The 18,535-nt window shown below is 67.6% G+C and carries 16 protein-coding genes, 1 tRNA gene and 2 pseudogenes; 16 read left to right on the top strand and 3 right to left on the bottom strand.

Features of this window, described 5'->3' with window-relative positions; translation table 11 throughout:
- Nucleotides 1-94: 94 nt before the first annotated feature.
- From pyrG to ACLIVD_RS23480, 10 genes are all read left to right on the top strand, one after another.
- A complete protein-coding gene (gene pyrG, locus ACLIVD_RS23525) occupies nt 95-1,873 on the top strand; it encodes a CTP synthase (protein WP_025432832.1) in 1,779 nt (592 codons plus the stop codon).
- 13 nt (nt 1,874-1,886) lie between these two features.
- The gene (locus ACLIVD_RS23520; RefSeq protein ID WP_105422606.1) at nt 1,887-2,555 is read left to right on the top strand and encodes an NUDIX domain-containing protein; all 669 of its coding nucleotides are present in this window, start codon (nt 1,887-1,889) and stop codon (nt 2,553-2,555) included.
- A gap of 1 nt (nt 2,556) precedes the next feature.
- Nucleotides 2,557-3,483, top strand: coding sequence for a site-specific tyrosine recombinase XerD (gene xerD / locus ACLIVD_RS23515; protein WP_491930749.1), 927 nt, complete (start codon nt 2,557-2,559; stop codon nt 3,481-3,483).
- 58 nt (nt 3,484-3,541) lie between these two features.
- Nucleotides 3,542-4,546 carry a ParA family protein gene (locus ACLIVD_RS23510; protein ID WP_016880789.1) on the top strand — a complete coding sequence of 335 codons (1,005 nt, stop codon included), beginning with the start codon at nt 3,542-3,544 and terminating at the stop codon, nt 4,544-4,546.
- Nucleotides 4,547-5,422, top strand: a complete 876-nt coding sequence (locus tag ACLIVD_RS23505; protein WP_491930748.1) for a segregation and condensation protein A — start codon at nt 4,547-4,549, stop codon at nt 5,420-5,422.
- Complete coding sequence (gene scpB, locus ACLIVD_RS23500; RefSeq protein ID WP_280784902.1) at nt 5,419-6,111, top strand: SMC-Scp complex subunit ScpB; 693 nt, start codon at nt 5,419-5,421, stop codon at nt 6,109-6,111. Before ACLIVD_RS23505 ends, scpB begins: the two co-directional genes overlap by 4 nt.
- 16 nt (nt 6,112-6,127) lie before the next feature.
- On the top strand, nt 6,128-7,189 hold the full coding sequence (locus tag ACLIVD_RS23495) for a pseudouridine synthase (RefSeq protein ID WP_491930747.1): 1,062 nt from the start codon (nt 6,128-6,130) through the stop codon (nt 7,187-7,189).
- Nucleotides 7,186-7,875 (top strand): (d)CMP kinase, encoded by a 690-nt coding sequence (gene cmk / locus ACLIVD_RS23490; RefSeq protein ID WP_009473592.1) that lies wholly within the window; start codon nt 7,186-7,188, stop codon nt 7,873-7,875. The genes ACLIVD_RS23495 and cmk overlap by 4 nt, the downstream gene beginning before the upstream one ends.
- Nucleotides 7,872-9,299: a ribosome biogenesis GTPase Der gene (der, locus tag ACLIVD_RS23485; protein ID WP_011594125.1), complete on the top strand. Its 1,428-nt coding sequence runs from the start codon at nt 7,872-7,874 to the stop codon at nt 9,297-9,299. Before cmk ends, der begins: the two co-directional genes overlap by 4 nt.
- Nucleotides 9,300-9,385: 86 nt before the next feature.
- Nucleotides 9,386-9,462 (top strand) — tRNA-Pro (locus tag ACLIVD_RS23480).
- 65 nt (nt 9,463-9,527) lie between these two features.
- Here ACLIVD_RS23480 and ACLIVD_RS23475 read toward each other — a convergent pair.
- Nucleotides 9,528-10,289, bottom strand: a complete 762-nt coding sequence (locus ACLIVD_RS23475) for a L,D-transpeptidase (RefSeq protein ID WP_491932919.1) — start codon at nt 10,287-10,289, stop codon at nt 9,528-9,530.
- A 183-nt stretch (nt 10,290-10,472) separates the two neighbouring features.
- Here ACLIVD_RS23475 and ACLIVD_RS23470 point away from each other — a divergent pair, with 183 nt between their 5' ends.
- Nucleotides 10,473-11,351, top strand: coding sequence for a sigma-70 family RNA polymerase sigma factor (locus ACLIVD_RS23470; RefSeq protein ID WP_491930746.1), 879 nt, complete (start codon nt 10,473-10,475; stop codon nt 11,349-11,351).
- Between the two features lie 266 nt (nt 11,352-11,617).
- Here the strand turns inward: ACLIVD_RS23470 and ACLIVD_RS23465 are convergent.
- A pseudogene (locus ACLIVD_RS23465) lies at nt 11,618-12,838 on the bottom strand (MFS transporter); the annotation flags it as partial.
- A gap of 154 nt (nt 12,839-12,992) precedes the next feature.
- On the opposite strand from ACLIVD_RS23465, the gene ACLIVD_RS23460 reads away from it, so the two are divergent.
- The gene (locus ACLIVD_RS23460; RefSeq protein WP_283335172.1) at nt 12,993-13,433 is read left to right on the top strand and encodes an SRPBCC family protein; all 441 of its coding nucleotides are present in this window, start codon (nt 12,993-12,995) and stop codon (nt 13,431-13,433) included.
- Nucleotides 13,434-13,439: 6 nt separating this feature from the next.
- On the opposite strand, the gene ACLIVD_RS23455 is transcribed toward ACLIVD_RS23460, so the two are convergent.
- Nucleotides 13,440-14,075: a TetR/AcrR family transcriptional regulator gene (locus ACLIVD_RS23455; RefSeq protein WP_280784895.1), complete on the bottom strand. Its 636-nt coding sequence runs from the start codon at nt 14,073-14,075 to the stop codon at nt 13,440-13,442.
- A gap of 209 nt (nt 14,076-14,284) precedes the next feature.
- Between ACLIVD_RS23455 and ACLIVD_RS23450 the strand changes: the two genes are divergently transcribed.
- The 4 genes and pseudogenes from ACLIVD_RS23450 (at nt 14,285) to ACLIVD_RS23435 (ending at nt 18,494) form a co-directional block, all read left to right on the top strand.
- Entirely contained in the window at nt 14,285-15,088 is an 804-nt protein-coding gene (locus ACLIVD_RS23450; protein ID WP_491930745.1) for an SDR family NAD(P)-dependent oxidoreductase, read from the top strand.
- Nucleotides 15,089-15,128: 40 nt separating this feature from the next.
- The gene (locus tag ACLIVD_RS23445) at nt 15,129-16,250 is read left to right on the top strand and encodes a DUF5938 domain-containing protein (RefSeq protein ID WP_280784894.1); all 1,122 of its coding nucleotides are present in this window, start codon (nt 15,129-15,131) and stop codon (nt 16,248-16,250) included.
- 34 nt (nt 16,251-16,284) lie between these two features.
- Nucleotides 16,285-17,805 (top strand): AMP-binding protein, encoded by a 1,521-nt coding sequence (locus ACLIVD_RS23440; RefSeq protein ID WP_283335171.1) that lies wholly within the window; start codon nt 16,285-16,287, stop codon nt 17,803-17,805.
- Between the two features lie 72 nt (nt 17,806-17,877).
- Nucleotides 17,878-18,494, top strand: a pseudogene (locus ACLIVD_RS23435) (NUDIX hydrolase).
- Nucleotides 18,495-18,535: the final 41 nt, after the last annotated feature.

The raw sequence follows: 18,535 nt of genomic DNA, 5'->3' as shown, positions 1-18,535 counted from the left end.
GTACGACAAGGTGTTACCGTGAAGTCCCGTGGGTCGGCAGGCCCCAGCATTGCTCGAACAGACCAAGCCCTGCACAGTCGTCACGGGAGCCCCTTTGCCACAGTCACGCACTCATTCGCGTACCGCTACCAAGCACATCTTCGTGAGCGGCGGCGTCGCCTCCTCACTCGGCAAGGGCCTCACAGCCTCGAGCCTCGGGCAACTGCTCACCGCGCGGGGAATGCGCGTGACCATGCAGAAACTGGATCCGTATCTCAACGTCGATCCGGGCACGATGAACCCGTTCCAGCACGGTGAGGTCTTCGTCACCGAAGACGGCGCCGAGACCGACCTCGACGTCGGCCACTACGAGCGCTTCCTCGACCGCGACCTGTCCGGTCAGGCGAATGTCACCACCGGCCAGGTGTATTCGACGGTCATCGCCAAGGAGCGGCGCGGTGAATACCTCGGCGACACCGTCCAGGTCATCCCGCACATCACGGACGAGATCAAGAGCCGGATCCTCGCCATGAGCGGACCGGACCTCCAGGGACACCAGCCCGACGTCGTCATCACCGAGATCGGTGGCACCGTCGGTGACATCGAGTCGCAGCCGTTCCTCGAGGCCGCCCGTCAGGTGCGCCACGACGTCGGTCGCGACAACGTCTTCTTCCTCCACGTCTCCCTGGTTCCGTACCTGGCGCCGTCGGGTGAGCTCAAGACGAAGCCCACCCAGCACTCGGTCGCGGCCCTGCGGAACATCGGTATCCAGCCCGACGCGCTGATCCTGCGCTGCGACCGCGAGGTACCCCCCGCGCTGAAGAACAAGATCGCGCTCATGTGTGACGTCGACGTCGACGGCTGCATCTCGACCCCCGACGCGCCCTCGATCTACGACATCCCGAAGGTGCTGCACAGCGAGGGCCTCGACGCCTACGTGGTGCGTCAGCTGGGTCTGCCGTTCCGCGACGTGGACTGGACCGTGTGGGGCAACCTGCTCGAGCGCGTCCACCAGCCGCGCGAGACCGTGCGGATCGCCCTGGTCGGAAAATACGTCGACCTGCCGGACGCCTACCTGTCCGTCACCGAGGCGCTGCGCGCCGGCGGGTTCGCGAACCGCTCGAAGGTGGAAATTTCCTGGGTGCCGTCCGACGCGTGTGAGACGGAGGCGGGCGCTCAGGCCGCCCTCGGCGACGTCGACGGCGTGCTGATTCCCGGCGGCTTCGGAATCCGCGGTATCGAGGGCAAGCTCGGCGCGATCCGGTACGCCCGTCACCGGAAGATCCCGCTGCTCGGACTGTGCCTCGGCCTGCAGTGCGTCGTGATCGAGGCTGCGCGCAGCGTGGGCCTCGACGACGCCAACTCCGCCGAGTTCGAGCCCGAGACCACGCACCCCGTGATCTCCACGATGGCCGACCAGGAAGACGTCATCGCCGGCGAGGCGGATCTCGGCGGCACGATGCGCCTCGGCGCGTACCCCGCCGTCCTCACGAAGGGGTCCGTGGTGGCCCGCGCGTACGGCAGCGAAGAGGTGTCGGAACGTCACCGTCACCGCTACGAGGTCAACAACGCGTACCGCGACCGGATCGCGAAGAGCGGACTCCGGTTCAGCGGAACCTCGCCCGACGGTCACCTCGTCGAGTTCGTCGAGTACCCGGCCGACCAGCACCCGTTCTTCGTCGCGACGCAGGCGCACCCCGAGCTGAAGAGCCGTCCGACGCGTCCGCACCCGCTGTTCGCGGCGTTCGTCGACGCGGCGCTCAAGCACAAGCTCGAAGAGCGGCTTCCCGTCGACGTGCACGGTGAGGAGCGGGCCGCCGCCGTCGCTACCGATGACGAACTCGCCGACTCCGCCGACCGCGACGAGGTCGCGTCCGTCGACAGCGCGGGATAGGGCGAGACCGACCATGACCGACACCGGCCGGCACGAATTCGAGACTCTCGACTCGCGCGCCGTCTACAGCGGCGCGATCCTCGCCCTGCGCGTGGATCACGTCGCGATGCCGGACGGCCGGACCGCCGAACGTGAGGTCGTCGAGCACCACGGCGCCGTCGCCGTCGTGGTGCTCGACGACGAGGACCGGGTGGTCCTGATCCACCAGTACCGGCACCCGGTGGGGCGCCGGTTGTGGGAGATCCCGGCGGGCCTGCTGGACGAGCCGGGGGAGGACCCGGTCGACGCGGCCGGGCGCGAGCTGGCGGAGGAGACCGGACTCGGGGCCCGTCGCTGGTCCGTTCTCGTGGATGTCGTTCTCTCACCCGGGTTCACGGACGAGTCGGTGCGTGTGTTCCTCGCCGAGGACCTGTACGAGGTGGACCGGCCCGACCCGGAGGACGAGGAAGCCGACCTCGAGATCGAGCGGATTCCGCTCGACGAGGTCGTGTCGATGGTGCTGAACGGGACCATCGTCAACGCCACGGCCGTGGCCGGAGTGATGGCACTCGCCGCTGCCCGGTCCCGCCCGGGCGGTGTCGGCGAACTCCGCGACGTGACCGTGCCCTGGGTCGATCGCCCCGACAGGTTCAGCGAGAGGAAACGCTCGCGCGCCGGCGGGGACGAGGCCGCGCGGGCATGACATGGTGATTGCGCGGCAGGTGGATTCGTACCTCGACCACATGGCTGTCGAGCGCGGAGCCGCCCGCAACACCCTCGGCTCGTATCGCCGCGACCTCGAGCGGTACACGCAGTTCCTCGCCGACCGGGAGGTCACCGACATCGGCCGGATCCGCGAACAGGATGTCAGCGACTTCGTGATCGCGCTGCGCACCGGCGATCCGAATCGTGAACTGCCGCCGCTGGCCGCGAGCTCGGCGGCCCGCGCCCTGATCGCGGTGCGCGGATTCCACCGGTTCGCCGCGGCCGAGGGGATGACCGCAGTGGACGTCGCCCGGGACGTGCGGCCACCGTCGCCGGCGAAACGGCTCCCCAAATCGCTGCCGGTCAACGAGGTGCTGGCGCTGCTGGAGGCGGTCGGCGGCAGCGGACCCGCCGACGGTCCGCGGGCGGTCCGCGACCGCGCGCTCCTCGAACTGCTGTATTCGACGGGCGCCCGCATCTCCGAAGCCGTGGGCCTGGACGTCGACGACGTCGACACCGAGACCCGGTCGGTGCTGCTGCGGGGCAAGGGCGGCAAGCAGCGGGTGGTGCCGGTGGGCCGGCCCGCCGTCGAATCCCTCGACGCCTACCTGATCCGGGGCCGGCCGGCGCTGGCATCACGCGGAACACCCGCGCTGTTCCTCAATGTCCGCGGCGGACGCCTGTCCCGCCAGAGCGCATGGAAGGTGCTGCAGACCGCGGCGGACGCGGCGGGCATCTCGTCGGCGGTGTCACCGCACACGCTCCGTCACTCGTTCGCGACGCATCTGCTCGACGGCGGCGCCGACGTCCGCGTCGTCCAGGAGCTGCTGGGGCATGCCTCGGTGACGACCACCCAGATATATACGCTGGTGACAGTGGGTGCGCTGCGCGAGGTGTGGGCCGGAGCGCACCCCCGGGCGAGGTGACGGAAAGCGTGTCGAGGGGAAATTTCACGGTACGAGGCGGTAGCGTTCGTATAACGATGTGGGATCGGCAGCGATCATCGAGAGAACAGGGGATCATCGGACCGTGGTGACACCGCAGCCGCCAGCGGCGGAGTCAGAGCACTCGCAACAGGAGGGCGACATGTTCGACGTGCGGCAATCCGAACCCGCAGCCTTGTTCGAGGACGCTGCCGTGGTCGTGGAGGAGGAGCTCGGGCCCACGGGACGGCCGACACGTGCGGTGCCGGAACCCGCCCCGCTGCCCTCGCACGGCCCGGCCAAGATCATCGCGATGTGCAACCAGAAGGGTGGCGTCGGCAAGACGACGTCGACGATCAACCTGGGGGCGTCGCTCGCCGAATTCGGCCGACGTGTCCTGCTCGTCGACCTCGATCCCCAGGGGGCGCTGTCCGCGGGGCTCGGCGTCGCGCATCACGACCTCGAACTGACCGTCCACAACCTGCTCGTCGAACCCCGCGTCGCGATCGACGACGTCCTGATGCGGACACGCGTCGAGGGCCTCGACCTCCTGCCGAGCAACATCGACCTGTCGGCGGCGGAGATCCAGCTCGTCACCGAGGTCGGGCGGGAACAGACGCTCGGACGGGTGCTGCATCCGGTGCTCGACCGGTACGACTACGTCCTGATCGACTGCCAGCCGTCCCTCGGTCTGCTCACCGTCAACGCGTTGGCCTGCGCGGACTCGGTGATCATTCCGATGGAGTGCGAGTACTTCAGCCTGCGCGGCCTGGCGCTGCTCAACGACACGGTCGAGAAGGTCCACGACCGGCTCAACCCGCGGCTCGAACTCGCCGGCATCGTCGTGACGATGTTCGACTCGCGGACCCTGCACGCGCGTGAAGTGATGGCCCGTGTGGTGGAGGTGTTCGGGGACCTCGTGTACGACACCGTGATCAACCGCACCGTGCGCTTCCCCGAGACCTCGGTCGCCGGGGAACCGATCACCACCTGGGCGCCGAAATCGACCGGCGCCGAGGCGTACCGTGCTCTGGCTCGCGAGGTCATTCACCGGTCCGGCCGGTAAGTGGTGAATACGCAAGACATTTCGGCTCCACCGCAGACCGAGGACCCGCCGGCCCAGGTAACGCAGGCCGAGGATCAGCAGGCGCCCGCGGTCAAGCCCGGCTTCCGGGTGACGCTGCGGAATTTCGAGGGACCGTTCGACCTGCTCCTGACCCTGATCAACCAGCGACAGCTGGATGTGACGGAGGTCGCGCTGCACCAGGTGACGGACGACTTCATCGCCTACACCCGCTCGCTGGGCACGGAGATGGGTCTCGATCAGACCACGGAATTCCTGGTGGTCGCGGCGACGCTGCTCGACCTGAAGGCGGCGCGTCTACTCCCGGCGGGGCAGGTGGAGGACGCCGAGGACCTCGCGCTCCTCGAGGCGCGCGACCTGCTGTTCGCCCGGCTGCTGCAGTACCGCGCGTACAAGCAGGTGGCGCAACTCTTCGGTGAGCTCGAGGCGGCCGCGTTGCGCCGGTACCCGCGTTCGGCGGCACTGGAGGACCAGTTCACGAAATTGCTGCCGGAAGTGTTGCTCGGGGTCGACCCGCAGCGGTTCGCGGAGATCGCCGCGACCGTGTTCACACCCCGCCCGAAGCCCACCGTGGGACTCGACCATCTGCACGACATGCACGCGGTGTCGGTGCCCGAACAGGCGGCGCGGATGCTGGAACTGCTCCGCGAACGGGGAGCCGGGGAGTGGGCGACGTTCGGCGACCTGGTCGCGGAGTGCGAGGTGACCACCCTGATCGTGGCAAGATTCCTCGCGCTGCTCGAGCTGTATCGCGAGCAGTCGGTGTTGTTCGAACAGCCCGAGCCGCTCGGGGAATTGCTGGTGAGCTGGACCGGGGAAGGCGCACACGCCCCGGTGACCGAGGAGGATTACGGATGAGTTCGGCCCCGTTCGACGAGTCGGACGACCTGGGCGCCGTCGACGCAGAACTCGAGCTGTCGGACACCGAACTCGAAGCTGTTCTCGAGTCGCTGCTGCTGATCGTCGACTCTCCCGCCGGAGCCGAACAGCTCGCCTCCGCGACCGGCGCTTCTGTGAATCGCATCACGGACGTGCTGAACCGCATGTCCGCCGAGCTCACCGCCCGTGGCAGTGGGATGGACCTCCGATATGCCGGTGACGGTTGGCGTCTCTATACGCGCACCGCGTACGCGCCCTACGTGGAACGACTCCTACTCGACGGTGCGCGGTCCAAACTGACCAGGGCGGCGTTGGAAACTCTGGCCGTGGTGGCATACCGTCAACCGTTGACCCGCGCACGGATCAGTGCGGTGCGCGGCGTCAACGTGGATGGTGTGGTGCGCACACTTCTCGCTCGCGGATTGATTGCCGAAGCCGGCGTCGATCCCGATACCAACGCCACGCAGTATTCGACGACGGAGCTCTTCCTGGAACGGCTCGGCTTGGCGTCTCTCGCCGATCTTCCCGCCTTGGCTCCGCTGTTGCCGGACGTGGATCTGATAGATGACATCAGTGACAGTCTGGAATCTGATCCACGATTTGCGAGAATGAATAAAGCTACGGCTTCCACAGCAGAGTTGGACACCGGGCTGGACACCGAAGACTGACAGGGATAGTACAAAAGTGAAGAAACCCGCTCGCCGAGATGGCACACCGGATCGCAACAACAAGAAGCAGCGCCCCACCAGGTCGGAGGCCGGGGGTCGCTCGGACAGGTCGGAAGCCGGAGGGCGACCGAGCCGCTCCGAGACCGATCGGCGTCCGTCCAGGTCGGACGCCGTCAAGGGGAAGTCGGGCAGGCCCGACGCCGCGGCCGCGAAGAACAAACGCGGCAAGCCCAAGTCGGCCAAGCCGCAGCGCGCCCAGGCCCACGCGCCCAAGATCAGCAATGCCAAGCCGGCCCGGCACCAGTACGCCGACGCCGCCGATCGGCCCGTCGGCCCGCCGCAGGGCGACGGCATGCGACTGCAGAAGGTCCTCGCCCAGGCCGGCGTCGCGTCGCGCCGTGCAGCCGAGGAACTGATCTCACAGGGTCGCGTCGAGGTAGACGGCCGCATCGTCATCGAACAGGGCCTGCGCATCGACCCCGAGAACGCGGTGGTGCGCGTGGACGGCGTCCGGGTCGTCGTGCAGAAGGACCTGGTCCACCTCGCGCTGAACAAGCCCCGCGGCTGGCAGTCGACGATGTCGGACGACCTGGGTCGCCCGTGCGTCGGCGACATCGTCTCCGAGCGGGTCGCCGCAGGTCAGCGGTTGTTCCACGTCGGTCGCCTGGACGCGGACACCGAGGGGCTGCTGCTCCTCACCAACGACGGTGACCTGGCGCATCGGCTCATGCACCCGTCCTTCGAGGTATCGAAGACATACCTGGCGACCGTGTCGGGTGCCCTCGAACGCGGCGTCGGAAAGAAGCTCAAGGAGGGTGTCGAACTCGACGACGGACCGGCGAAGGTCGACACGTTCACGCTCCTCGACATCAACGAGGGCAAGTCGCTCGTCCGTGTCACCCTGCACGAAGGCCGCAAGCACATCGTGCGGCGCCTGTTCGACGCCGTGGGACACCCCGTCATCCGGCTCGTCCGGACGGACATCGGCGCCGTCGCTCTCGGCGACCAGCGTCCCGGCACACTCCGCGTACTCGGTCGAGGCGAGGTCGGCGGTCTCTACGGGGCGGTGGGCCTGTGAGTACCTCGAAGCTGGTCGTCGCGATGGACGGCCCCTCCGGAACCGGGAAGTCGAGCGTCTCGCGGATGCTGGCGCAGCGCCTCGACGCCCGCTACCTCGACACCGGCGCCATGTACCGCATCGCGACGCTGCATGCGCTGCGCAAGGGCGTGGACCTCACCGATCCCGCCGCGATCGCCGACGCGACCGCCGGTCTGCCGTGGTCGATCGGCACCGACCCGGCGGGTGAGCAGGTCCTGCTCGACGGGGAGGACGTGGGGGAGGAGATCCGCGGCGACGCGGTGACCAAGGCCGTCTCGGCTGTCTCCGCCGTACCGGCCGTGCGTGAACTGCTCGTCGCGGCGCAGCGTCGTCTCGCGGGCGAGGCAGAACGGATCGTCGTCGAGGGCCGGGACATCGGCACCGTCGTGATCCCGGACGCCGACGTGAAGATCTACCTCACCGCCTCGGCGGAAGCCCGGGCACAGCGCAGGAATGCGCAGAATCTCGCGGAGGGGCGAGGCGACGACTACGCGGCCGTGCTGGCCGACGTGCAGCGTCGTGACCACCTCGACTCCACGCGCGCCGTGTCGCCACTGCGGCCGGCCGACGATTCCGTGCTTGTCGACACCAGCGAACTCGGAATCGACGACGTGATCGGCAGGTTGCTGCTGGTGGTAAGCGAAAGAACTGGAGCAGGGCAGTGACCGAACAATTCACCACCGAGTTCGCAGGCGACGGCACCTGGAGTGAGGAATCCGACTGGGAGGTCCTCGACCTCGAAGACGGCGGCGACGGAGAGTCCCACGTCCCGGTTCCCACCCTCGCAGTGGTCGGGCGCCCGAACGTCGGCAAGTCGACGCTCGTCAACCGGATCATCGGCCGACGCGAAGCCGTGGTCGAGGACATTCCCGGTGTCACCCGGGACCGCGTCTCCTACGAGGCGAACTGGAGTGGCCGCCGCTTCATGGTGCAGGACACCGGCGGCTGGGAACCCGACGCCAAGGGTCTGCAGCAGTCGGTGGCCCGCCAGGCGGAACTGGCGATGCAGACCGCGGACGCGATCCTCCTCGTCGTGGACGCCGTGGTCGGCGCCACCGCAACGGACGAGGCCGTGGCCAAGGTGCTGCGCCGGTCCAAGACCCCGGTTCTGCTGGTTGCCAACAAGGTGGACGACGGCCGCACCGAATCCGAGGTGGCCGCACTGTGGTCGCTCGGTCTCGGACAGCCGCACTCGGTGAGCGCGACCCACGGCCGCGGCACCGGCGATCTCCTCGACGAGGTGCTCGCCGCGCTCCCGGAGACCCCGCGTGAAGGCATCCCCGGCGGCGGGCCGCGACGCGTGGCTCTGGTCGGGAAGCCGAACGTCGGAAAGTCGAGCCTGCTGAACAAGCTGTCGGGCGACGAGCGTTCGGTGGTCCACAACGTCGCGGGCACCACCGTCGATCCGGTCGACTCGATCGTGGAGCTCGGCGGCAGGCCGTGGCGTTTCGTCGACACCGCCGGTCTGCGCAAGCGGGTCAGCCACGCCAGCGGCGCCGAGTTCTACGCGTCGCTGCGGACGAAGAGCGCCATCGAGGCCGCCGAGGTCGCGATTCTGCTGATCGACGCATCCGAGCCGATCTCGGAGCAGGACCTGCGCGTGCTGAGCATGGTGGCGGACGCCGGCCGGGCCCTCGTCATCGCGTTCAACAAGTGGGATCTCGTCGACGAGGACCGGCGCCTCCAGCTCGACCGAGAGGTCGACCGGGACCTGGTGCGGGTGCCGTGGGCGCAGCGCGTCAACATCTCGGCGCAGACGGGGCGCGCGGTGCAGAAGCTCGTCCCCGCCCTGGACACCGCACTGGAGTCCTGGGACAAGCGCATTCCCACGGGCCGGCTCAACACCTGGCTCAAGGAAGTCATTGCCGCCACTCCGCCGCCGATGCGTGGTGGCCGGCTGCCTCGCGTAATGTTCGCCACGCAGGCCGGAACACGCCCGCCGACGTTCGTGCTGTTCACGACCGGGTTCCTCGAGGCGGGCTACCGCCGGTTCCTGGAGCGGCGTCTGCGCGAGGAGTTCAATTTCGACGGCAGCCCCGTCCGCATCTCGGTGCGGGTGCGGGAAAAGCGTGAGCGGCGAAACCGCTGATCCGACAGAATGCGCTCTGACCAGGCGATTAGCGTTACGGACTGCCCCTGATGTAATCTCATCGAGCACCTGAACGAGGGTGTGGACGGGCTGTGGCGCAGCTTGGTAGCGCACTTGACTGGGGGTCAAGTGGTCGCAGGTTCAAATCCTGTCAGCCCGACCAGATGATCAGAAAAGGCGGTTTCCCGGAAACGGGAAGCCGCCTTTTCTGTGTCTCCGGCCCGCTACTCAATCGGTGACGATGACCGGGTCGCCGATCTTCGCGTTGTCGTAGAACCACCGGGCGTTCTCGGTGCTGAGATTGATGCAGCCGTGGCTGACGTTCTCGAAGCCCTGAGAGTTCACCGACCACGGTGCGGCGTGCACGAAGATCCCACCCCACGTGATGCGGGTGGCGTACTCGACGTAGAGGCGGTAGCCCTCCTCGTCATCGATCGGGACGCCGTACGTCGACGAATCCATGATCATGTCGCGGAATTGTTCGATGACGGGGAACGTCCCGAGCGGTGTCTCGTATCCGGGTTTGCCCATGGACGCCGGCATGGTCTGCACGACCTGATCGTTGATGCTGACCGTGAACTGGTGGGTCGTCGTGTTTGCGACCGCGACGAGTGCGTCACCCACCTGGAACTGCGACCTCGCGCCCGCGGTCTCGACGGTCACCCGGGTGTGGGCCGGCCAGAAGTGCGCCGGCGTCCACTGCACGGTGCGGTCGTCGATCCAGGAGAACTGCCCGGGCACCGCTGTCGACGGGGTGATCCGGACACCACGCTCGGCGAGCGCGCGATCGGGCACCGGCGACGTGAACCGGACGACGACAGGATGCGCGATGCCGACGACCTGCCCGCTCGCGGGGGAGAGTGTCGGCGCGACGACCTTCCCGGTGACTGCCGGGGCGTGCGCCGACGCGGTGGCGCTCACCCCGCACACGGCCAGTGCCGCGAGTACCGAGACGAGAAACAGACGTCCGACCTGCTGCGCTTTCCACATGCCGTCCAGCCCTTCAGAGACTGTGAGCGTCATTTCAGTTAACCACGGCGATATCGGACAGCGGAACCAGGGAAGCTGGATGCATTGCGCGCATCAGAGGGACACGGACGACGCGCCGTCGTCACATCGGCCGCGTTTCGCCGGTCACACAGTTGACGGACCGAGACCGAGGGTATGTGACCGATGAACGAGAACGACGTGCTGGCGCAGCAGTTCGAGGCCCATCGCACGCACCTGCGTGCAGTGGCCTACCGGATGCTCGGCTCGATCGGCGAAGCCGAGGACGCCGTGCAGGAATCCTGGCTGCGACTGAGCCGCACCGACGCCGACACCGTCGAGAACCTGGGCGGCTGGCTGACCACGGTGGTGGCGCGGGTGTGTCTGAACATGCTGCAGTCACGCAGGACACGGCGGGAAGATCCCCTGGACGCGGCGGTGCCCGACCCGATCGTGACCCGGGCGGACGGCGGCGACCCCGAACACGAGGCAGTGCTGGCCGATTCGGTGGGTCTTGCACTGCTCGTCGTTCTCGGCACGCTCGCCCCCGCGGAGCGACTGGCGTTCGTGCTGCACGACATGTTCGCGGTGCCCTTCGAGGACATCGCCCCGATCGTGGAGCGAACCCCCGCGGCCGCCCGGCAACTGGCCAGTCGCGCACGCCGGCGTCTGCAGGGAGCCCCGGTTCCCGACACCGATCCGGTCCGTCAGCGTGCGGTCGTCGACGCGTTCCTGGCGGCCGCGAGGAGCGGCGACTTCGACGCGCTCGTGGCGGTGCTCGACCCGGATGTCGTGCTCCGCGCCGATACCGGAGCATTGCCTGCAGGCGCCTCCACGATGGTGCGCGGCTCGGAGACCGTCGCGGGCCGGGTCCTGGGGTTCGCCCGGTTGGCTCGGTTCGCGCATCCGGCGCTCGTCAACGGTGCCGCCGGAGTGGTCGCGATCGCCGACGGGCAGCTGCTGTCGGTCATGGGCGTCACGATCCGGCGCGGGAAGATCGTCGAGATCGACATCCTCGCCGACCGTGAGCGCCTCGCCGGGCTCGTCGTCGAGAACCTCGACTGACGAGCCCGCCGGGGTCAGTTCGTGCGGTGTTCGCCGTCTCCGTGTGCGTTGCCGGTGCGCAGGCCGATCACGGCCGCGGCGACGAGGAAAATGCTGCCGGTCAGCAGTGCTCGCTGGAAGCCGAGGGTGAGTGCCTCGGGCACAGGCGAATTCGCCTCGAGCAGATGCTGGGAATGCGAGGTGGCGATCGCGGCGAAGATCGCGAGACCGAGTGCGCTGCCGACCTGCTGGGAGGCGTTCAGCAACGCTGCCGCGAGCCCTGCCTCGCCGGCAGGCACACCGGCGTTGGCTGCGGTCGTGACGCCGACGAAGACGGCGCCGAGACCGAACGACACGATCATCAGTCCGGGCAGCAGATCGCTGAGATAGGAGCCGTCGACGGGGATCCGGGACAGCAGGTACAGGCCGGCCGAGGCCACCAGCGCTCCCACGACGACGACGGGACGGGTTCCGGTCCGGGTCAGCAACTGGGAGCACACCCCGGCGGCGACCCCGACCCCCAGGCAGAGCGGGAGGTAGGCCGCACCGGTCTGGATGGGGGAGTAGCCGAGAACGTTCTGCATGTAGAGGGTGAGGAAGAAGAACATCGCGATGAGACCCGCAAAGGCGATCAGTCCTGTGACATTCGCGGCGGCAAGGCCCCTGACGCGGAAGATCGACAGCGGCAGTAGGGGGTGCGGGCTGCGCTGCTCGTTGATCACGAACGCCACGATCAGCACGAACGCACCGGCGAACCCGGCGATCGTGCGAGCGCTGCCCCATCCCTGGTCGGGTGCCTCCACCAGGGCGTAGACGAGCAACAGCATCCCGCCGGTGCCGAGCACACTGCCGGCGACGTCGAAGTTCGCGAACCGGGCGCGGCGCCGGTCGCCGGGAATGAGCGCGAAGACCGCCGGAAGCACGAGCGCGCACGCGACAGGGTTGACGAACAGCACCCATCGCCAGCCCGGTCCCTCGGTGAGCACGCCGCCGAGAAAGACACCGACGGCGGAAGCGAGACCGCCCACCCCGGCCCAGACGCCGAGTGCGGTGTGCCGTTCGGGGCCCTCCTCGAATGTCGTCGTCAGAATCGACAGCGCGGCCGGAAGCATCAGTGCCGCACCGACACCCTGCGCGAGTCGTGCGCCGATCAGGACCTCCGCGCTTCCGGCGAAACCGCCGATCAGCGATGACAGCCCGATCACGACGGTGCCGGTGACGAGCACGCGACGGCGACCGAGCAGGTCGGCCAGGCGGCCGCCGAGCAGCATGAAACCGCCGTAGGTGAGGAGGTAGGCGCTCGGGACCCATTGCAGTTCCTGAACCGAGATGTCCAGGTCGCTGCGCATGTCGGGCAGGGCGATGTTGACGATGGATGCGTCGACGAAGTCGAGAAATGCCACGGCGCACAACAGCGTCAGCGTGAGTGTGCCGCGGGCGGTGGAGAGAAACGGGCGTGCCGGGGTCGATCGCCCGACCCGGGAGGTGTCGCTGACCGAGATGTCCATGTCGAAGTCTTCCTGTGCGCAGGGTCCTTGCGGGGAGACGCCGCGTTGCGCGCCGTCACTTCTATGACCGTCGGCCCGGTGGCGATGTGACCGCGCCGCGGCTACGTCGCGAGTAACGTCGGAACCCGGCAGGTCACGGAAACGGGAGGCTGGCATGGCTGGACGGTTCGAAGGCACTGTTGTGATCGATCGCCCCATCGAGGAAGTGTTCGAGTACCTCGCCGCCGGGGTCAACGACCGGGACTTCAGTCCCCGGGTGCAGGAGATCGTGAAGAAGACGGACGGTCCGCCCGGTGTCGGCACCCTCTTCGTCAGCACCGTCAAGGACGCCGGGATGACCACGAAGCGGGAGTTCGAGATCACCGAATTCGAGGCGCCACAGAAGATTCGCTGGGCGGAGCGTTCGAAGAATACCGTCACCGCGAAAGAGGGTGGTTACGACCTCGAACCCTCGGGGGCAGGCACCAAGGTGACGATCTTCAACGTGCTGGAGGGCCACGGAATCGGAAAGCTGATCGCACCTCTCGCGCTTCGGGCGGCCCGGAAGGACGCACCCGATTTCGCGCAGCGAATCAAGGCCGCAGCCGAGAAGTGACCGGCCCTACCGTGCCGGAATGACGAGCGCCAGTACCTGATCGACGTTGTCCGCGAGGCTGTCCGCCGCCGTGTCGTCCCCCGACAGATACTTCGCGAGGCTCTGCTGGAACAGTCCGTCGAAGACCGCATACATGGTGGCCGGGGCGACGGTGATCGTGCGCCCCGCCAACTCCGCGTACCGGGACACGATGCGCCAGATCATGTTTTCGAGGCTCTTGTCGATCGCGGCGACGTCTGCGCGGAACGATTCCTCGAACAGCGACTGCGAGCGGAGGTCGTACCAGAGGCGATGCATGGTGGCCTCGTCGCGGAGCGAAGCCACCAGCACCCGGCCGAATCCCGCCTTCAACTCCTCGGGAGTCTGCGCCGTGGCGACCACCCCGTCGTATCGCGTGACGCACCGGGCCTTGTAGTGCCGCACGCAGTGCGTGATCAGATCGACCTTGTCGCTGAAGTAGTAGTGCAGGACGCCGTGGGAGAACTCGGAGTTCTGGGCGATCTCCCGGAGACTGGTGCGGGCGTAGCCGAGTTCAGAGAGGGTCTGCAACGCGGCCTCGGCGAGCTGATCCCGGCGCTCGGCGAACTTGTCGACCTGGCGGCGCGAGACCCGATCGGCGTTCTTCTCGGCGACGGGTGTCACGGCATTCTTCCTGTTCGGCTCGCACGGTCCGGCACGGTGAGCATCAGTCTAGCCCGCGTTCCTTGACGACTGTGTAACAAAAACTTGACAGTTGTCAAGAGAATTCTTGACAGTCGTCCAAAGTCGAATACTCTGTGATCCACACCACATCGCGGACTCGATCTCGTGACGTGGTTTCCGCGAATCGTCCCGTACGAAGGCAGGTCGGAATGAGCGTCAGTGATCTTGCAGGACGGAAAGCGCTGGTCACCGGTGGTGCGAAGGGGTTGGGCGCCGGTATGGCTGCCGCCCTCGCCGACGCCGGTGCGGCGGTCGTGATCGGCGACGTCCTCGAGGAGGAAGGGTGCGCGACTGCCGATTCCGTCGCGAAGTCCGGCGTCGACACCGGATTCGTGAAACTCGACGTCACCGACGACGGCAATTGGGAGCGCGCCGTCGCTGCCACCGTGGAGCAACTCGGCGGACTCGACCTCCTCGTCAACAACGCGGGCATCGAGATCTCGTCACTCGTGGTCGACATCGACCCCGCCGACATCCGCCGGATGTGCGAGGTCAACATTCTCGGTGTCGCGCTCGGTCTGAAGCACGGTCTGCGCGCGATGCGCCCCGGAGGCGCAGCGGGATCGGGCGGGGCGATCGTCAACGTCTCCTCGGTCGCCGCGACCATCCCGTTCCCGGGCATCGCCGGCTACTCCGCCACCAAGTCGGCCGTCGACCGGCTGACCCGGGTCGCGGCCCAGGAGGCAGGCAAACTCGGGTACGGCGTCCGCGTGAACTGCGTGTACCCCGGGCTGGTCGCCACGGAGATGGGACTCGGGCTGGCCGCCGACATGGAGCGGCTCGGACTGTGGCCCAGCGCCGACGCCGCGGTCGCCGACGTGATCGGCCTGACGCCTCTCGGGCGTCTCGGCGAGGTCGCGGACATCGCCGACACCGTCGTCTTCCTGGCCTCCGACGCCGCTCGCTTCGTCACCGGAATCGGCCTGCCGGTCGACGGTGGCATGGGCATGTAACCGATCTTCCGAACTTTTCTCACATACCGAAAGGCATCTCATGACCGACAAGAAGCCCGTCATCGTCTACGGAGTCTCCGGATACACCGGGCGCCTCGTGTGTGAATACCTGCGCGAGTTCAACATTCCGTTCGTCGCCGCGGGCCGGGACAAGAAGCGGATCCAGGAAGTGCTCGACCGGATTCCCGGCCTGGACACCGTCGACCACGAGGTGGTCGAGGTCGAGCACACCGTCCCGGCCCTGACGGAATTGTTCAGTGGCGCACGGGTTGTCAGCAACATGGTCGGCCCGTTCATCAAGCACGGTGCCGTCGTCGTCGAGGCGGCTCTCGCCGCGGGCTGTCACTACACCGACACGACCGGTGAGCAGGACTGGGTTCTGGACGTGCAGGCGAAGTTCGGCGACAAGTTCGCGGAGAAGGGTCTGCTGCTGTCACCCGGTGTCGCGCAGATGTACACCACCGGTGAGATCGCCGCGAACATCGCGCTGGAGACGCCGGGATTGGACACCCTCGACATCCTGGTGTTGTGGAAGGGCTTTCCCACCTATGCGTCCACGCAGACGATCTTCACGATCCTCAAAGCCGACTGGTACTACCTGGAACAGAACCGGTACGCGAAGTGGGACCCAGGTACCACGTTCGAGGTCGTGGTGCCGGGGCAGCACCAGATGGCCCTCGCGCTGCCGTGGGGCGGCACCTGCCATCCCGTGTGGTTCAAGGACGATCCACGGGTGGCGAACGTGAAGGCGGCAGGCGGCGTGTTCGACCGTTCCGTGATGGAGGGTGTCGTCGCGACGCAGAAGATGGTCGAGGAGCAGATCAAGACCCTTCCCGCGGACGAGCAGGACGCGGCGCTCGCGGAGATCGCCGGCTCCGTGCAGGCGGGAATGCCGCCGCGGGAGAACCCACGGGTCAACACGTCGCTCGACTCCGTGTACGCGTCGGGGCCGCTGGGGCGGGCGCACTGTGTCATCCACGGCAACTGCAACTACAAGCAGACGGGTCTCCTGCAGGCGTACGCCGCGTACTCCCTGTTGCAGCAGCCTCCGAAGCGGACGGGTCTCGCGTCGGCGTGCCAGGCGTTCGGGCATCGCGAACTCCTGGGAGTCCTGCGGAGCTTCGGCCTCGTGATGGAGCCGGTTCTCACCGTGCAGAGCTGATCGTCCCGGCCGCGACCTCGAGGAGAACCGCACCATGCGTTTGACCGACTACCTCGACAAGGGTGCTTCGCTCGGTCCGTCGTCGCCGTGCCTGACGATGGGTGACCGGACGCTGTCGTACGCCGATGTACAGGACCTGAGCCGGCGCGTCGCGGCCGCGCTGGCCCGGTCGGGGATCGCCGCCGGTGACAAGGTGGCCGTCCTGTCCGGCAACGATCCGACCGCGTTCTCGTGCGTCTTCGGGATCAGCCGGGCGGGGGCGGTGTGGTGCCCGATCAACCCGCGGAACGAGGCGGCGGAGAATCGGGACCTGCTCGCCCTCTTCGACTGTCGCTGCTTGATCTTCCAGAAGGCGTTCGCGCCCTTGGTCGATCGGATCCGTCGGCAGTTGCCGCTGCTGACGACGCTCGTGTGTCTCGACGGCGACGAGGAGTACGCCCACCCGTTCGACGACTGGCTGGGTACCGAACGTCTCGACGTCGAGCCGGTCGACGATCTCGCACTGATCGTCGGCACCGGCGGGACGACGGGGAGGCCGAAGGGGGTGATGCTCACCGGCCGGAACATCGAGACAATGTCTGCGCTGACCCTGATGAGCTACCCGTTCGACGGCAGACCGGTCTACCTCGCCCTCGCGCCTTTGACGCACGCGGCCGGTGTCCTGTGTTTTCCAATTCTCGCCCTCGGCGGACAGGTGGTCATCATGCCCACGCCCGACCTGGGGCAGTTCCTCGCGCACATCGACCGGGACCGCGTCACCCACACCTTCCTTCCGCCGACCCTGATCTACATGCTGCTGGACCACGCCGACCTGGAGGCGACGGACCTGAGTTCGCTGCAATGCTTCTGGTATGGCGCGGCACCGATCTCGCCGACCCGGCTCGAAGAAGCGCTGACCCGGATCGGGCCCGTGATGGCCCAGCTGTTCGGGCAGAGCGAGGCGCCGATGATGATCGCGACGATGGCGCCGAAAGACCATTTCCACGCCGACGGCTCGGTCGCGACAGCCCGGCTGAGCTCCGCAGGCAGGCCCTCCCCGCTGGTCACCGTCGCCATCATGGACGGGCAGGGGGCCCTGCTGCCTGCCGGTGAGCGAGGCGAAGTGGTCGTGCGCAGCTCGCTCGTCATGACGGGGTACTACAAGAATCTTGTTGCGACGCAGGAGGCGTCGGCGCACGGCTGGCATCACACGGGCGACATCGGGTACCTCGACGACGACAACTTTCTGTACATCGTCGACCGGTCCAAGGACATGATCATCACCGGCGGATTCAACGTCTATTCCGTCGAGGTGGAACAGGCGCTCATGGCGTACCCCGGAATCCAGGACTGCGGGGTGATCGGGCTCCCCGACGAGAAATGGGGTGAACGTGTCGTCGCCGTCGTCCAGTCCCGAGCCGGAACACCGATCGAGGCCGACGCACTCACGGCGTTCGTGAAAGCGCGCATCGGCAGCGTGAAGACCCCGAAGGAAATCCTGGTCTGGCCCGATCTGCCTCGTTCCACACTGGGGAAGGTGCTCAAGAACGAGATCCGGCAGCAATTGCTCGGCTGACGGCCGGCGCGGGGTTCGAAACGCGGGGGATCGGAGCGTGGGTTTCGCCGCGACTGGCGATACTGTCGGGTGATGGTGAATGGGCACGCACTGAGCAGGGAACGGCTCGCCGACGCGCTGGCACGGTTCGAACCACGGATCGTGGACCCGACGAATCGGCGGTCCGCGGCGGTCGTGATCGCCGTGATGAACGATGGCGCCGACGGTCAGGCCGTTCCGCTGACCATGCGCCCGAGCAAGATGCGTGCGCATCCGGGGCAGTTCGCGTTGCCCGGCGGCGGAGTGGATCCGGGGGAGACCGGCGAGGACGCCGCCCGCGCGAGCTGCACGAGGAACTCGGCCTCGACGTGGAGCCGTCCGCGGTGCTCGGCAGGCTCGACGACTACGTCACCCGCTCCGGGTACGTCATCACCCCGTTCGTCGTGTGGTCGGACCAGCCGATCACGTCGCTCGTCCCCAACCGCGAGGAAGTGGCGGAAGTGTTCTCGGTGGGCGTTCCCGAGATCGACGCGGAGCCGCGGTTCGTCGAGATCCCCGAATCGTCGAAACCGGTGATCCAATGGCCGTTCCGCCGTCACCTCGTGCATGCCCCCACCGGCGCGGTCGTGTACCAGTTCCGGGAGGTCGCGCTGCACGGGAGACACACGCGCATCGACGGATTCGACCAGCCGGTGTTCGCCTGGCGTTAGCGAGACCATATCGACTGGCGGACACGACTAATCTCACAGTT

The organism is Rhodococcus sp. G6(2025) (assembly GCF_058628105.1).
The sequence above is the reverse complement of the archived record's forward strand: the minus strand, read 5'-3'. Positions and strand labels throughout refer to the sequence as shown.

Excerpts from the sequence above, each read along its gene's own strand:
- xerD (WP_491930749.1), top strand. The coding sequence starts at position 2,557 with ATGGTGATTGCGCGGCAGGTGGATTCGTACCTCGACCACATGGCTGTC.
- ACLIVD_RS23450 (WP_491930745.1), top strand. The coding sequence starts at position 14,285 with ATGAGCGTCAGTGATCTTGCAGGACGGAAAGCGCTGGTCACCGGTGGT.
- ACLIVD_RS23440 (WP_283335171.1), top strand. The coding sequence starts at position 16,285 with ATGCGTTTGACCGACTACCTCGACAAGGGTGCTTCGCTCGGTCCGTCG.
- scpB (WP_280784902.1), top strand. The coding sequence starts at position 5,419 with ATGAGTTCGGCCCCGTTCGACGAGTCGGACGACCTGGGCGCCGTCGAC.
- ACLIVD_RS23520 (WP_105422606.1), top strand. The coding sequence starts at position 1,887 with ATGACCGACACCGGCCGGCACGAATTCGAGACTCTCGACTCGCGCGCC.
- ACLIVD_RS23460 (WP_283335172.1), top strand. The coding sequence starts at position 12,993 with ATGGCTGGACGGTTCGAAGGCACTGTTGTGATCGATCGCCCCATCGAG.
- ACLIVD_RS23470 (WP_491930746.1), top strand. The coding sequence starts at position 10,473 with ATGAACGAGAACGACGTGCTGGCGCAGCAGTTCGAGGCCCATCGCACG.
- ACLIVD_RS23475 (WP_491932919.1), bottom strand. The coding sequence starts at position 10,289 with ATGTGGAAAGCGCAGCAGGTCGGACGTCTGTTTCTCGTCTCGGTACTC.
- ACLIVD_RS23445 (WP_280784894.1), top strand. The coding sequence starts at position 15,129 with ATGACCGACAAGAAGCCCGTCATCGTCTACGGAGTCTCCGGATACACC.